Raw genomic sequence first — 14,883 nt, 5'->3', positions numbered from 1 at the left:
TCAGTCCGTGGATACGCAGCCCTCAGGTCTGTTTTTCGCTCGTAGCAGACGTGTTATTCATGGGCCTGTCAGCTCCGTGCCGAAACAGACGTTTGGTGCTTCTAGAAAAGCTCTCATGTCGTGGACAATTTTTGTCGCCCACTGCAAGCCACTGAAATTATTTACAATGCAAATTACCGACAAAATCCGCCCACACTTGCATCATCTTCCGTCGCTCATCCAGATATTCCGCACGGTTGTAACTTGCCCGTACCTTGTTACGCTCAGTATGAGCAAGCTGACGTTCGATCACATCCGGCCGGTAGCCCATTTCATTTAATAAACCATAAGATGGAGCGTAACAAACGCTAATGGACGTCGATGACAGTTATCGATAAGTAGCAGCATAGTCATTGTACTGTTAGTCGGAAAAACGGTACTAACATACATGAAATTCGAATCTGGCACCCAGTCCCTTGTCTCCAGCAAAGACAAAAGACTCACAATCCCTGCGCAATAAATTAGTGCAATAATAATTATATTGATCACAAATGATTTATTTCCACAATAAATAACCTTATTAATAGGTAATATTTATTATTCCATCCCTGTAGAACGCGATTTTCATGAAATCATTTTTAACAAAAAAAATAATAACTAAAAATACCTCATGAATTAATTACGTTTTTTAAATTCGGCAGGTTAAGCCATGGGATTAATATTCATAAATCGTATTTATTTTTAACTTTTGACGGCGATCACAATTGCTTCAAAAGGAATAACTCTTACGTAAAAAACGGATAAAAATAAAGAATCCATATCGAAAAATAAAACATAAGCGAATGAATTAAAAGGATTTAAACAGAAATAAGTTTCTATTTAAAGATAATGAACACAAATTTACTCAGTTGTCCTCTGTTATTTAATTAATATATTTAACGCCCCATCTTGTATTGTTTGTTTTTTCTGTTAACACTTAGCTCGGCTTTATAGACAAACCTTAATTTCATTTTTGTTGAAACAGCCATTTTATTACACAGGGTGTGTAGTGATAAATACCCAAAAAATTCTACGTCAAGGAGAGTACTCAATGAAATACCTACTGCCTTCTGCAGCCGCTGGGCTGTTGCTGCTCGCAGCCCAACCGACAATGGCGGCAAACACGGGAGGTTATGCCACCACTGACGGCGGCGATGTTTCCGGCGCGGTGAAGAAAACCGCACGTTCTCTGCAAGAAATCATTAATCTCATCGAAGAAGCGCAACTGGATTCTAAAGGTAAGAAAGTCAAAGGCGGCGCTTATCCGCTCGTCATCACCTATAACGGTAATGAAGATGCATTGATCAAAGCGGCTGAAGCCAATATCTGTGGCCAATGGAGCAAAGATCCGCGCGGTGTAGAAATCAAAGAGTTTACCAAAGGGCTCACCATCCTTGGTACCAATGGCTCTTCCGCCAATTTCGGTATCTGGCTGGTTAACTCTTCCAACGTTGTCGTGCGCAACATGCGCTTCGGCTACATGCCGGGTGGAGCAAAAGATGGCGATGCCGTCCGTATCGACAACTCACCGAACGTCTGGATCGACCACAACGAGATCTTCGCTAAGAATTTCGAATGTGCTGGTACGCCAGACAACGACACCACTTTTGAATCGGCTGTCGATATCAAGAAAGGGTCAACCAACGTCACCGTATCGTACAACTATATCCACGGCGTGAAAAAGGTAGGTTTGAGCGGTTCAAGCAACACGGACACCGGCCGTAACCTGACTTACCATCACAATATTTACAGCGATGTTAACTCACGTCTGCCGCTGCAACGTGGTGGTCAGGTACATGCTTATAACAACCTGTATGACGGCATCAAAAGCTCAGGCTTTAACGTCCGTCAGAAGGGGATTGCGCTGATCGAAAGCAACTGGTTCGAAAATGCACTCAACCCAGTAACTGCACGTAATGACGATTCCAACTTCGGTACCTGGGAACTCCGTAACAACAACATTACCAGCCCATCTGATTTTGCTAAATACAAGATCACTTGGGGTAAACCGTCTACCCCGCACATCAATGCGGATGACTGGAAAAGCACCGGTAAATTCCCAGCCGTACCGTATAGCTACTCTCCTGTTTCCGCACAGTGCGTGAAGGATAAACTGGCGAACTATGCTGGCGTAGGTAAAAACCAGGCAGTACTGACAGCAGCCAACTGTAAATAAACGCGTTAATCCCGACGTGTTCACTCTGCGTCGGGTTCTCTCTGAGCGAGCTGTTTGGGCTCGCTCATTTTTTACGCTACATAGAGACCAATAATAATTATTTTTTAACAAACTAAAATTCACGATAAAATTGACGCATCACGTAAACAATATTGAATATGCCTGTGATAGTATATTTTGACTTAAGATGATTTCCTTACGCTAGCGGCAGTCATTGCCACAACCAAAATAATCATTTAAAACCCAACCAATAAAGAAACCCGAGTGAATCTATTCTCTGCAAAAAAAATAACTTTATGATTTCCGGTTACTTTAAAAGAAAATTGTTTCTTATAAAACCCAAATTATCCAATCATCAGTATTACAAAATGTTTCAACCGTAATACATTTAACATTTCACCCTTGAACTGATCTTATTTTTTGACCACACTCCCCTTGGTTTTTCACCAAAACTGAGTTTCATTTTTGTTGAAAAATTTGTACCTGCGACATCGGGCATATGGAACGATAAATGCCCATGAAAATTCTATTTCAAGGAGACAGTCATAATGAAATACCTATTGCCTACGGCAGCCGCTGGATTGTTATTACTCGCTGCCCAACCAGCGATGGCCGCAAATACGGGTGGCTATGCCACCACAGATGGTGGAGATGTTTCCGGCTCAGTGAAAAAAACCGCACGTTCCCTGCAAGAAATCGTGGATATTATTGAAGCCGCGAAAGTGGATTCAAAAGGCAAGAAAGTCAAAGGCGGCGCTTACCCACTCATTATCACCTATAACGGTAATGAAGATTCATTAATCAAAGCGGCTGAAAAGAATATCTGCGGCCAGTGGAGTAAGGACGCACGCGGCGTACAAATCAAAGAGTTCACCAAAGGTATTACCATTCAGGGTACCAATGGCTCATCCGCCAACTTTGGCGTCTGGATCGTGAACTCCTCTAACGTCGTGGTACGTAATATGCGCTTCGGTTATATGCCGGGCGGTGCGCAAGACGGTGATGCCATTCGTGTTGATAACTCTCCGAACGTCTGGATTGACCATAACGAGATCTTTGCCAAAAATTTTGAGTGTAAGGGCACACCAGACAACGACACGACTTTTGAGTCAGCGGTTGATATCAAGAAAGGATCAACTAACGTCACGGTATCCTACAACTACATTCATGGCATCAAGAAAGTCGGTCTAAGCGGCGCAAGCAATACGGACACCGGTCGTAACCTGACTTACCATCACAATATCTATCGCGATGTTAATTCACGTCTGCCGCTGCAGCGTGGTGGCCTGGTTCATGCCTACAACAACCTGTATGACGGCATCACTGGCTCTGGCTTTAACGTTCGCCAGAAAGGGATCGCGCTGATCGAAAGTAACTGGTTCGAAAATGCACTGAACCCAGTGACGGCACGTAACGACAGCTCCAACTTTGGTACCTGGGAGTTGCGTAACAACAACATCACCAAACCGGCAGACTTCTCCAAATACAACATTACTTGGGGTCGCCCTTCCACACCTCACGTCAATGCCGATGATTGGAAAAGTACCGGCAAATTCCCTTCCATTTCTTACAAATACACACCAGTTTCGGCGCAGTGCGTGAAGGATAAACTGGCAAACTATGCTGGCGTAGGTAAAAACCTGGCAGTACTGACAGCAGCTAACTGCAAATAAATGCGGTCAGGCTTCCTTTCCCCAATGAATGGCAGGAAGGAATAAGCCTGAATTTTCCACAACAGCGACTTTTCACTCTGAGCCACTGTTCTGTCCGAGCGAGCGCTTAGCGCTCGCTTATTTTTATGAAAGCCTACGCGTGAATATTGAAATACATGCCTAAAAATAAGTGATGAATTAACTATCAAGCTAATTATTAATTTAGTTAATTGATAGCTTAACCAATAAATAAACCATTCATTAGTTAAGGATTAGGATGTGCAACCTAAATAATAACTCACCAACACGGGATTAATTAGTAACTTGATCGACATCAACTATTTTCTGATACCATCATCTCAATTAGGTAACCCTATTTGTTGATATTACCCACAGCGATCGTTTCCATCAAAGCACCCCTATCAAAAAATAATAAAACGAAATATAATTTCGTTTTTAATAAAAACCATAAAGACCTTAATTTTAGAAAAAATGAAAATAATATTATCATTTAAAATAGACACTTACTAATCATCAATACATCCCTATGTTATTCAATCGATAGATTTAATATCTAAATATTGAGTTATTTTATTTTTGTGATAACACTTATCCGGGGTTTCAATAAACTTAATTTTCATTTTTATTGAAACACCACAATAATATAATCTGGGTTATGTGGACCATAAACACCCAAACAAAAATTCTATTCCAAGGAGAGTACCTAAATGAAATATCTACTGCCTTCTGCAGCCGCTGGGCTGTTATTGCTTGCAGCCCAACCGACGATGGCGGCAAATACGGGAGGTTATGCTACCACTGACGGCGGTAACGTTGCCGGTGCCGTGAACAAAACAGCGCGTTCCATGCAAGATATCATTGATATTATCGAAGCTGCGAAGCTGGACGCCAAAGGTAAGAAGGTCAAAGGTGGCGCTTACCCGCTCGTCATCACCTACAACGGTAATGAAGATGCGCTGATCAAAGCTGCTGAGAATGATATCTGTGGTCAATGGAGTAAAGACGCTCGCGGTGTGGAAATCAAAGAGTTCACCAAAGGGATTACTATCATCGGAACCAATGGTTCTTCCGCCAACTTCGGGATCTGGCTGACGAAATCATCCGATATTGTCATCCGTAATATGCGTTTTGGTTACATGCCGGGCGGTGCGCAGGACGGTGATGCAATTCGTATCGATAACACGCCAAACGTCTGGATTGACCACAACGAGATCTTTGCCAAGAACTTTGAGTGTAAAGGTACAAAAGACGGTGACACCACATTCGAATCCGCAATTGATATCAAGAAAGCGTCTACCAACGTGACCGTGTCGTACAACTACATTCACGGCATCAAAAAGGTGGGGCTGAGCGGCTTCAGCAGCAGCGATACAGGTCGTGATCTGACTTACCATCACAATATTTACGACGATGTTAACGCTCGCCTCCCACTGCAACGTGGTGGTCAGGTTCACGCTTACAACAACCTGTATACCAACATCACCAGCTCTGGCCTGAACGTGCGCCAGAAAGGGATTGCGCTGATCGAACGCAACTGGTTCGAAAATGCGAAAAACCCGGTGACCTCACGCTACGATGGTTCCAACTTCGGTACTTGGGAATTGCGTAACAACAACGTCATGAGCCCAGCCGACTTCGCGAAATACAACATCACCTGGGACAAAGATACCAAGCCCTACGTGAATGCTGAAGACTGGAAAAGCACCGGCACGTTCGCTTCTGTTCCTTACAGCTACTCCCCAGTTTCAGCACAGTGCGTGAAGGACAAGCTGGCAAATTATGCTGGCGTGAACAAAAACCTTGCCGTACTGACAGCAGCAAATTGCAACTAGTCGAGAAGAGTAAATAAGCTGGCTTCAGGCTCCTACCCTCATTGTCCTGTGCTAACAGGAGTCTGTAAACGAGCTTAACGCCCGTCGATTTATCGTTCGGGCCGCACTTGAGCGAGCCCTTAGGGCTCGCTCATTTTTATCGTTAATATTCAAGGAAATGAAATGAAACGTACTCTTTTGTTCGCCGCACTGTTCAGCACCAGCTTAACATTCAGTGTCGGCATACCGATGGCGAGCGCAGCCACACCGGCAGCACCAGAGTTGAAAGGATTCGGAACTGATACCGTGGCAGGCAGTGGTGGGCGCATTATTCGCGTCACGACGCTGGCGTCTTCCGGGGCAGGTTCACTCAGAGAAGCACTGGCCGCCAAAGGGCCACGCATTATCGTTTTCGAGGTTGGCGGTATTATCGACTTAAACAAAAGTGACCTCCGGCTAACGGAACCGTTTGTCACCATCGCTGGTCAGACCGCACCTTCTCCCGGCATCACCATTATTCGCGGCGGGATGGGGATTAGCACCCATGACGTACTCATGCAACATATTCGTTTTCGTATCGGCGATGCAGGTACGGGTAAGAAAAGTGGCTTTGAACGCGATGTTTCAATCAACGGCGCAAATGCCTACAACGTTGTCATCGACCACTCAAGTTTCGCCTGGGGTACAGACGAAAACCTATCGATATCCGGCCCGCGCTATGACGGCCCACAGAACACCGCACACCGTATCACGCTCTCGAATAATATCGTTGCAGAAGGCTTATACGATTCCGCCCACACCAAAGGTATTCACTCGATGGGGACGCTGGTTCACGATAACGTGACTGACGTGACGATCGTTGGCAGCCTGTATGCCCACAACAACGAGCGCAACGCCTGGTTCAAGGCTGGCTCAACGGGCGTCATGGTCAATAACCTGATCTACAACCCCGGCATCTGGGGTCTTCGCGTTGGTGGGGTAAAAGGAGAATGGGAAGGGAAAACCATGCCCGCTAGCCCACGCGTCTCCGTTGCGGGTAACGTTATGCACTACGGCGTAAATACCAAAGCCGGTTTAGGGCTGGTAGGAAGCAACAGCTCTGGCGATGTCTGGATGTCAGATAACCTCGCGTATGATGCCAACGGAAAAACTGCACCGCAAACGTCAGGCAGCGGGATTACGTTACTCAAGGTATCCCCTATTTGGCCTGCGGGCTTAACGGCTTCACCGGCCAGCTCAGTCACCAATCAGGTACTACAAAGCGCGGGCGCACGTCCCAAAGATCGTGATGCTGTCGATAAGCGTATCGTGGACAATGTCAAACAGCGGAAAGGTAGCTTCGTAAACAGCCAGGAAGACGTTGGTGGCTACCCTGTAGCAACGGCAACTTACCGCAAACTTAGCGTGCCAAGTACTGGCGTAGATGCCTGGCTACAGCAGATGGCAAAAGCTCTGGAATAGCGCGGTAGCTAAGGCGTTAAGATCGTAAAAGGCCACTCTCATGGCCTTTTTCATATTCTCAGTGTCTTACTTCTATCTCACCAATCAAGGCAGCACTTTTGCTGACTGAATCACGATCGGTGTAGTCGGCACATTCTGGTAAGGCCCAACATTCTTCGTTGGCACCTGAGAAATCTTATCCACGACTTCCATGCCCTTCACCACTTTACCGAACACAGCGTAACCAAAATCACGCTGACCGTGATCGAGGAAAGCGTTGTCCGCAATGTTGATAAAGAACTGGCTGGTCGCGCTATCTTTGTCAGCAGTTCGCGCCATCGCGATCGTACCACGCTGGTTACGCAGGCCGTTGTCAGCTTCATTCTTGATCGGCGCATTGGTCGCTTTTTGACTCATTTCGCCAGAAAAACCGCCGCCCTGCACCATAAAACCGGGGATCACACGATGAAATGTCGTCCCGTTATAGAAGCCATTGTTAACGTACTCGACGAAATTTTTTACCGAAACTGGTGCTTTTTGATTATCTAAAGACAGTTCGATATTGCCTGCGGACGTCGTCAACAGCACATGCGTGGTGCCGGAAGCCGCAAAGGCTGGAGAAAATGCCGCCAGTGAAATAAGGGCTGCTGCCGCAACCAGAGTACGTTTGAACATGAGAATTCCTTTTTGAAGAGGCCAACTACAGAAAGCGTAATGATTGTAAGTATCCACACTCTTCAGCGCTACCCATTTACCTTTTTTTACGTATAAAAGTCTGTTCGTAACCAACTGTGAACGAAAACCTGCGTGAAAGATAAAAAAAAGGCCGATTACTCGGCCCTCATGATGCTTATCGCGCAGCATGCCGCCTATACAACCTAGCCCATGCGCTCCGAACGCACCGCCAGATCGCGGCTGTACTGACGACTGGCATCCACCAGCATCGAGGTATAGGCATCCTTCGGCACATCGCTGGTCAGATCGTCGGTCTCCAGCGTTTCCAGTATCTTACCGTATTGCATCACCGCCACTTTATGACACAAGTGGGAAATCACGCCCAAATCGTGCGTCACCATTAGGTAAGTCAGCTTTTCCTGCTGGTGCAACTCCGTCAACAGATTGAGGATCTCCGCCTGCACCGACACGTCCAGCGCCGAAGTTGGCTCATCCAGCAGCAGCACTCTCGGCTCCAGAATCAGCGCCCGGGCAATCGCCACGCGCTGGCGCTGCCCACCCGATAGCTGATGCGGATAGCGTCGGCGGAAGTTCGTTCCCAACCCGACCTTCTCCAGCAACGTATCGATACGATCGTCACGGTCGTCAAAGCGGTGGATCGACAGTGGCTCTTCCAGAATCGCTTCCACCGTGTGGCGAGGATGCAGCGACCCATACGGGTCCTGAAACACCATCTGCACCCGACGACAGCGTGCCCGATCGATCCGGTGCGCCAGTTTCTGCCCGTCAATGTGCAGCGTGCCTTCCCAATGATTAAACAATCCGGCCAGACACTTCAGCACCGTAGTTTTACCGGAACCCGATTCCCCCACCAGACCAAAGATATCGCCATCGTTGACCGTGAGGTTCACGTCGTACAACACCTGATTCTTTGCACTACCCTGACCGAAAGAGAGATTCAGGTTATTCACTTCGATCATCGGCTGACGCTGACGCATTGCTTCAGTTGCCATGATTATCCCCTTTATCCGTTGATCCAGGCAGGATCGCGATTCATCACCGGCAAACGCGGGCGTCGGTGGTCGATATCCGGCAGCGAATTCAGCAGCCCGCGCGTATACGGGTGCTGTGCGTTATCCAGATCGGCGGCAGCAATTGACTCCACGACGCGCCCGGCATACATCACCAACACCCGATCGCAGAAGCTGCGCACCAGATTGATATCGTGGCTGATGAAAATCAGCCCCAGACCACGCTCACTCACCAGATCGTCCAGCATCGCCAGTACCTGCAAGCGCACGGAGACATCCAGAGCGGAGGTCGGCTCGTCGGCAATCACGATTTCAGGTTCGGTAATCAGCATCATCGCAATCATGATACGCTGCCCCTGACCGCCCGAAATCTCGTGGGGATAGAGATTGTAGACACGTTCTGGCTGACGAATACGCACCACGTCCAGCATCGCCATGACCTTTTCCTTCGCCTCGCGGTGCGACACCTTATGGTGCGCCAGATAGGCTTCGGCAATCTGATCGCCGACGCACACCACCGGATTCAGCGAGTATTTAGGGTCCTGCATAATCATGGATATGCGCTTGCCGCGAATCTGACGCATCCGCGCCTCATCCGCTTTCAGCAAATCGGTATCACCGAAACGCAGTTTATCCGCTGTAATCCGCGCACTGTGCGGGTGCAATTGCAACAGCGCACGGCCGACCGTCGATTTACCGGAGCCAGATTCGCCGACAATGGCCAGCTTTTCACAACCCAATGAGAAGGAGACACCGCGCACGGCATCCGTCACGGCACCACGGTTCACGAAGCTTACCCGCAAATTCTCCACTTCCATCAGAGGAGAGCTTCCCGATACACGTTGAGAAGACTTATTCAGTTCTGGGATCGAGGATGTCACGTAGGCCATCTCCAAGGAAGTTGAACGCCAGGCTGTTAATCAAAATCGCCAGCCCCGGAATAGTTACTAACCACCAGCACTCCATCATGTAACGACGACCCGCAGAGATCATCGCACCCCATTCAGGATCGGGCGGCTGTGCCCCCAATCCCAGAAAGCCCAGGCCCGCAGCCGTCAGAATGATGCCCGCCATATTCATGGTGATACGAATAATCACCGACGGCAGACACAACGGAACAATGTGGTGCAGCAGGATGCGGACAGACGATGCGCCTTGCAGCTTCACGGCAGAAACAAAATCCGCGTGGCGCAGCGACAGCGTCTCCGCCCTTGCCAAACGCGCAATCGGCGGCCAGGCCGTCAGCGTAATCGCGATCACCACATGATCCAGACCAGGACCGAGTGCCGCCACGAACGCCAGCGCCAATACCAGACTAGGGAAAGAGATGAAAATATCGGTGATACGCATCAGGATGGTATCGACGATACCGCCGTAATACCCCGAAACCACACCTAGCGCCAGCCCGATCGGCCCAACGGTGACCGACACCAGCGCAACGATATACAGCGTGATGCGCGAACCGTAGACCAGACGACTAAACACATCGCGCCCAAACTCATCGGTGCCAAAGTAATGTGCCGCACTCGGTGCCTGTAGCGCATTGGACAAATCCTGTACCAGCGGATCGTGCGTGGCGATCCACGGCGCGAAGATGGCAACCAGCACCAACATCAGCACAATCGCGGAACCAATCGCGGTGAGCGGATTGCGTAGCATCGTCAAGAGAAACCCGCCGATTCGCGCCCCGCGTAGCCGCAGACGACTCACGCGTTTTTCCGGTGGTGTCCGCATTACCGACTCACGGCTGACCGGCGGCTCAGTGGAAATATTCATGCGTTCGTCCTCGGATCAAAGATTTGATACAACATGTCCGACAGCAGGTTAAGCGTCACGAAGATCAACCCCACCAGCAGCACACACCCCATCACCGCGTTCATATCCCCCAGCAGCAGGCTCCCCGTCAAATAGGAACCAAAACCTGGCCACGAGAAGACCGTTTCAATCAGTACCGCTCCTTCCAGCAGTGAGCCATACGCCAGCGCCACCACCGTCAAAAGCTGAACCAGAATATTGCGAAACGCGTGCGCCCAGACAACACGGAACTCAGACAGCCCTTTCACTCGCGCAGTAATGATGTATTCCTGCGAAAGCTGCGCCAGCATGAAGCTGCGCGTCATACGGCTGATATAGGCCAGCGAATGGAAACCGAGGATCGTAGCTGGCAGCACCAGATGGTTCAGCGCGCTGCGGAACACATCCCACTCACCTGCCAGTAGCGAATCCAGCAACAGCAGGCCGGTACGGTTCTCCACCAGGCCGTCGTAGGCCATGTCAACCCGCCCAGCACCGCCGACCCAATTCAGCCAGGCATAGAACACCAGCAGCCCCATCATCCCGACCCAGAATATCGGCGTCGAATAACCGGCCAGACTGATAAAACGCACCACATAATCCGCCCACTTACCGCGCCGCGCCGCAGCCAGCACGCCTAGCGGTACACCCAGACCTGCACCGACGATAATCGCCATGGTGGCAAGCTCGATGGTGGCAGGGAAAACCCGGATAATGTCATCCATGACCGGTCGCCCAGTCAGGAGCGCATTGCCCAAGTCCCCATGCATCAGTGAATTGAAGTAAATAAAGAACTGGACATACAGCGGCTTATCCAACCCCAGTTGTTGGTAAACCTGTTGATAGGTACTTTGGTCAGCATCCTGCCCGACAATAGCCAGGACTGGATCGATTGGCATCACGCGGCCGATCACGAAGGTCAGGATTAATAACCCGAACAGCGTGACGATCACCTGAAACAGACGTTTTGCCAAACGACGCAGTACTCCACCCGGCTTGATCCAATCAGAGAAAACCATGTTCTTTCTCCTGATATCCCGGTTAGCGGCGACAGCAAATCACCACCCACGCGGTCATCTCTTTTTAGCGTATCTGATCGGGATGATTAGCCGGGAACGTGTCGGCTAATCATCCGATTTAACGTGTGGACACTAGCGCTGCTTATAAACCTCGCGCAGATGCGTCGTGGAAGACGGATGCGGCACATAGCCTTTCACGTCCTTACGCAACACCACAGAATCGATCATCTGCGACACCGGAATAATGGCCGGGAACAGTTCTTCATAGCGATTCTGTACGTTGATATACATCTGCTTCTGTTTCTGAGGATCTTTCTCCAACAACGCCTGATCGATCATGTCGTTCAAGGGTTTGTCGTAGAAAGAGGTGCGCCAGCCTTGGAAGTTGGTCAGTTTGGCTTCGTCGCTGTTATCCGGGTTATAGACAACAGAACGCAGGCTGGAGTGAGGATGCGGATCGACGCCACCACCACCGCGGCCAACCAGCATATCGAAGTTACGATCGCGCATCGCGCCGTAAACCTGATTACCAGTGCCGGAGATGATTTTGGCTTTGATGCCCGCCTGTGCCAGCGTGGACTGTACCGATGTCGCCAGATTCAGGAACGGCTGATCGGAAAGAACACGCAGTGTGGTTTCAAATCCATTCGGGTAGCCCGCTTCGGCCAACAGCGCTTTAGCGCGTGGCACATCCAGCTTGTAGCCAGGGTCCGGCAACGTCGCATCCATCCCTTTTTGGATGGGGCGCTGATGATAGAAGCCGTAGCCAGGCATCACCGTCTTATTGACGCCATCGTAATCAATCAGGTAACGAACCGCTTCGCGCACTTTCGGTTTAGCGAAGTATTCGTTTTTCAGGCTCATTGCAACGTAGTACAGCGTGCCTTTTTTCACCTCATCAACCACAACATCTTTGTCTTGTTTCAACGCATTGATATCTGGCACCGACATCCCAGAGGCCACGTCAATGTCGCCTTTTTCAATCATCAGACGCAGCGCCTGTGATTCGGTCATATGGCGGAAAATCACGCGCCGCATTTTCGCGTCGCCCTGCCAGTTATTCTCAACTTTGCTGATGCGCAGCACGTCTTTCGCCTGCCACACGTCCAGCTTGAACGGGCCAGAACCGGCTTCATTGGTGGTTAGCCAGCCATTGCCCCAGTCGCCGTTTTTCTCATGTTGCATGACGGTTTTACTGTCCAGTACCGAGCCGCTACCCAGCGTCGCCAGCGAGTAGATCACCAGTTTGGGGTCGTTTGGTTTTGGCAGTTCGATTTCAACGGTGTGAGCATCTTTGGCACGGATCATTTTCTCCACGTTTTCCGCGGTGAAGCCGTAGGATTTCCACGTCGTGGCCTGAGCCATGTTGAGGTTAAGCAGACGCTTCATCGACCAGGCGAAGTCTTGCGCCGTTACGGGGTTACCGGAATGGAATTTGGCGTTATCCACCAGATTGAAGGTAATGACCTTACCATCATCACTGACGCTCCAGCTTTTCGCCAGAGAAGGCAGGATGTTGCTCAGGTTAGCCGGGTCGAGCACCACCAGCGAGTCATAGAGGTTGACGATAATGCCCACCACTTCGTTACCGGTCATAGCGGCCGGATCGAGTGAGAGCATGTTGTTCATGTTCATCCCCACGATCAGCTGATCGTCAGGGGTTTTTGCCGATAGAATGGCCGGCGTAGCGGCCACGCAGAGTGAACCTAACAGCAGGGTACGGAGTATTGCTCGTGCTTTCATCATTATTCTCCAGGTGTGGGAGCATGGAAGACGACAACTTTTTATTTTTTAGGTAAGGCTATCTTTCAGATCGAACAAAAAACTATTCATACAAAAAAACTATTCTTTGCTTAGGGTATGCTCCTCAATCCAGTCAAAATTAATATCCTCTCCCAGCCCCGGACGTTGCGGCAGATGCACAAAGCCCTCGTCATCCATCGGGTCGACAATCGAATTAAGGTAAGCAGCAGGCTCATCGTAATCGAGGAAAGGATGCAGTAACCCGCGTTCATACCAGCGGCAGTTTTTAATTGCCCCCACGACGTTGAGGTTTGGCGCACCGTTACCGTGGATTTCGCAATCCATACCGAAAGATTCCGCCAGACTGGCAACCTTCAGACACGGCCAGAGACCACCGACGCCTTGCACGCCCGCGCGTAAAATGTCACATGCGCCTTCTTTAACCCAGTCAGCACGGCTGAAATATTTACCCGACAGGCTTTCCGGCCCGATGACATCGATATCCAGGCTCTTGGTCAGCCAACTGTAGGATGCCATGCTCTGTTCTTCCATTGGCTCTTCAAACCAGGTGAAATCGAGCTTTTGCAGTTCACGGCCGATATATAGCGCATCGCTGCGGCTATACCAGTGGTAGCCATCCAGCATCAGGCAGACATCCGGGCCAACGGCTTCACGCACCGCCGCACAGGCTTTTACATCAATCTTCGGGCTGGGCGCGAACGAGACAGGCGGCATCCAAGTATGCAATTTGATGGCTTTGTAGCCACGCTGCACCAGCTTTTCGGCAAACTGACCAAATTCCTCTGGCGTGGATAAACCGCCTTCCAGCTCATCGCCACACATGGTGCTGCCGTAAGCAGGGACTTTTTCACGATAGCCGCCAAGCAGCTTATGCACCGGCATGTTCAGCACGCGACCTTGCAGATCCCACAGTGCAGATTCCACAATCGACAACGCGCGATCGGTCAGTTGGTTGGCGCTACCGCGTTGCCAATGCACCAGATCCTGCCAGAGACGCTCACGATCGAACGGATTCTGCCCAATCAGCACTTTGCGGAAGAACGCATTAACGATATGGGGACGAATCACTTCCGGCGGAGCGAAAGCGTAACCTTTTTGGCCGTCATCTGCCGTGATGGTCAACAGCGCCATCTTGGCCTGATTCTCGGCTCCCGGGTGTGAATGGCCCGCACTATCGGAAACCCGACGTGTGGGATAAGTGAAGACGGTGACATCAATTGATTCTATTTTCACGTTTTTACCTGCTTTGATGTTTAACACAACTCATGTAAAAGATTTGCGAATGTAAGCCGTATAAATAATTAAAGAATCACTTCACTGCCTGTGCTGGGACTAGTAGATAAAAAACGCATAACGCTTTCTGGTACGACCTTATAAGTCGATCGGCGTCACAAAAAGAAATCACGTGTTAATTAAAAAAAAATAGCGTTTTATTTTTAATTATTAAGGTTGTTACGCCGTTAGTCATTAGGCAATTTCTTT

Annotated in this window: 11 protein-coding genes and 1 pseudogene; 4 read left to right on the top strand and 8 right to left on the bottom strand. The window is 49.6% G+C overall.

Annotated elements, in window-relative coordinates; genetic code table 11:
• Window positions 1-157 precede the first annotated feature (157 nt).
• A pseudogene (locus tag A8F97_RS23990) lies at window positions 158-319 on the bottom strand (tyrosine-type recombinase/integrase); the annotation flags it as partial.
• 750 nt (window positions 320-1,069) lie between these two features.
• Between A8F97_RS23990 and pelA the strand changes: the two are divergent.
• The 4 genes from pelA to pelZ all read left to right on the top strand — a co-directional run bounded on the left by pelA (window position 1,070) and on the right by pelZ (window position 7,139).
• Window positions 1,070-2,194, top strand: a complete 1,125-nt coding sequence (pelA, locus tag A8F97_RS21315) for a pectate lyase PelA (protein ID WP_014701646.1) — start codon at window positions 1,070-1,072, stop codon at window positions 2,192-2,194.
• A gap of 548 nt (window positions 2,195-2,742) precedes the next feature.
• Window positions 2,743-3,867 carry a pectate lyase PelB gene (pelB, locus tag A8F97_RS21310; protein ID WP_033072215.1) on the top strand — a complete coding sequence of 375 codons (1,125 nt, stop codon included), beginning with the start codon at window positions 2,743-2,745 and terminating at the stop codon, window positions 3,865-3,867.
• A gap of 707 nt (window positions 3,868-4,574) precedes the next feature.
• Window positions 4,575-5,699 (top strand): pectate lyase PelC, encoded by a 1,125-nt coding sequence (pelC, locus tag A8F97_RS21305; protein ID WP_014701648.1) that lies wholly within the window; start codon window positions 4,575-4,577, stop codon window positions 5,697-5,699.
• A 162-nt stretch (window positions 5,700-5,861) separates the two neighbouring features.
• On the top strand, window positions 5,862-7,139 hold the full coding sequence (gene pelZ, locus A8F97_RS21300; protein ID WP_015731344.1) for a pectate lyase PelZ: 1,278 nt from the start codon (window positions 5,862-5,864) through the stop codon (window positions 7,137-7,139).
• Window positions 7,140-7,223: 84 nt separating this feature from the next.
• On the opposite strand, the gene ppiA is transcribed toward pelZ, so the two are convergent.
• The 7 genes from ppiA to A8F97_RS21265 form a co-directional block, all read right to left on the bottom strand.
• The gene (gene ppiA, locus A8F97_RS21295) at window positions 7,224-7,793 is read right to left on the bottom strand and encodes a peptidylprolyl isomerase A (RefSeq protein WP_014701650.1); all 570 of its coding nucleotides are present in this window, start codon (window positions 7,791-7,793) and stop codon (window positions 7,224-7,226) included.
• 203 nt (window positions 7,794-7,996) lie between these two features.
• Window positions 7,997-8,773 carry an ABC transporter ATP-binding protein gene (locus A8F97_RS21290; RefSeq protein ID WP_025919615.1) on the bottom strand — a complete coding sequence of 259 codons (777 nt, stop codon included), beginning with the start codon at window positions 8,771-8,773 and terminating at the stop codon, window positions 7,997-7,999.
• Between the two features lie 44 nt (window positions 8,774-8,817).
• Window positions 8,818-9,705, bottom strand: a complete 888-nt coding sequence (locus tag A8F97_RS21285; protein ID WP_015731345.1) for an ABC transporter ATP-binding protein — start codon at window positions 9,703-9,705, stop codon at window positions 8,818-8,820.
• Entirely contained in the window at window positions 9,677-10,558 is an 882-nt protein-coding gene (locus A8F97_RS21280; RefSeq protein ID WP_095522177.1) for an ABC transporter permease, read from the bottom strand. Before A8F97_RS21280 ends, A8F97_RS21285 begins: the two co-directional genes overlap by 29 nt.
• A 38-nt stretch (window positions 10,559-10,596) precedes the next feature.
• Window positions 10,597-11,637: an ABC transporter permease gene (locus A8F97_RS21275; protein ID WP_014701654.1), complete on the bottom strand. Its 1,041-nt coding sequence runs from the start codon at window positions 11,635-11,637 to the stop codon at window positions 10,597-10,599.
• A gap of 132 nt (window positions 11,638-11,769) precedes the next feature.
• Entirely contained in the window at window positions 11,770-13,380 is a 1,611-nt protein-coding gene (locus tag A8F97_RS21270) for an ABC transporter substrate-binding protein (RefSeq protein WP_014701655.1), read from the bottom strand.
• Between the two features lie 99 nt (window positions 13,381-13,479).
• Window positions 13,480-14,634 (bottom strand): mandelate racemase family protein, encoded by a 1,155-nt coding sequence (locus tag A8F97_RS21265; RefSeq protein WP_011095551.1) that lies wholly within the window; start codon window positions 14,632-14,634, stop codon window positions 13,480-13,482.
• Between the last annotated feature and the right edge of the window lie 249 nt (window positions 14,635-14,883).

Origin of the sequence: Pectobacterium parmentieri (genome assembly GCF_001742145.1) — a bacterium.
In the GTDB taxonomy this organism is placed as follows: Bacteria; Pseudomonadota; Gammaproteobacteria; order Enterobacterales; family Enterobacteriaceae; genus Pectobacterium; species Pectobacterium parmentieri.
The sequence above is the reverse complement of the archived record's forward strand: the minus strand, read 5'-3'. Positions and strand labels throughout refer to the sequence as shown.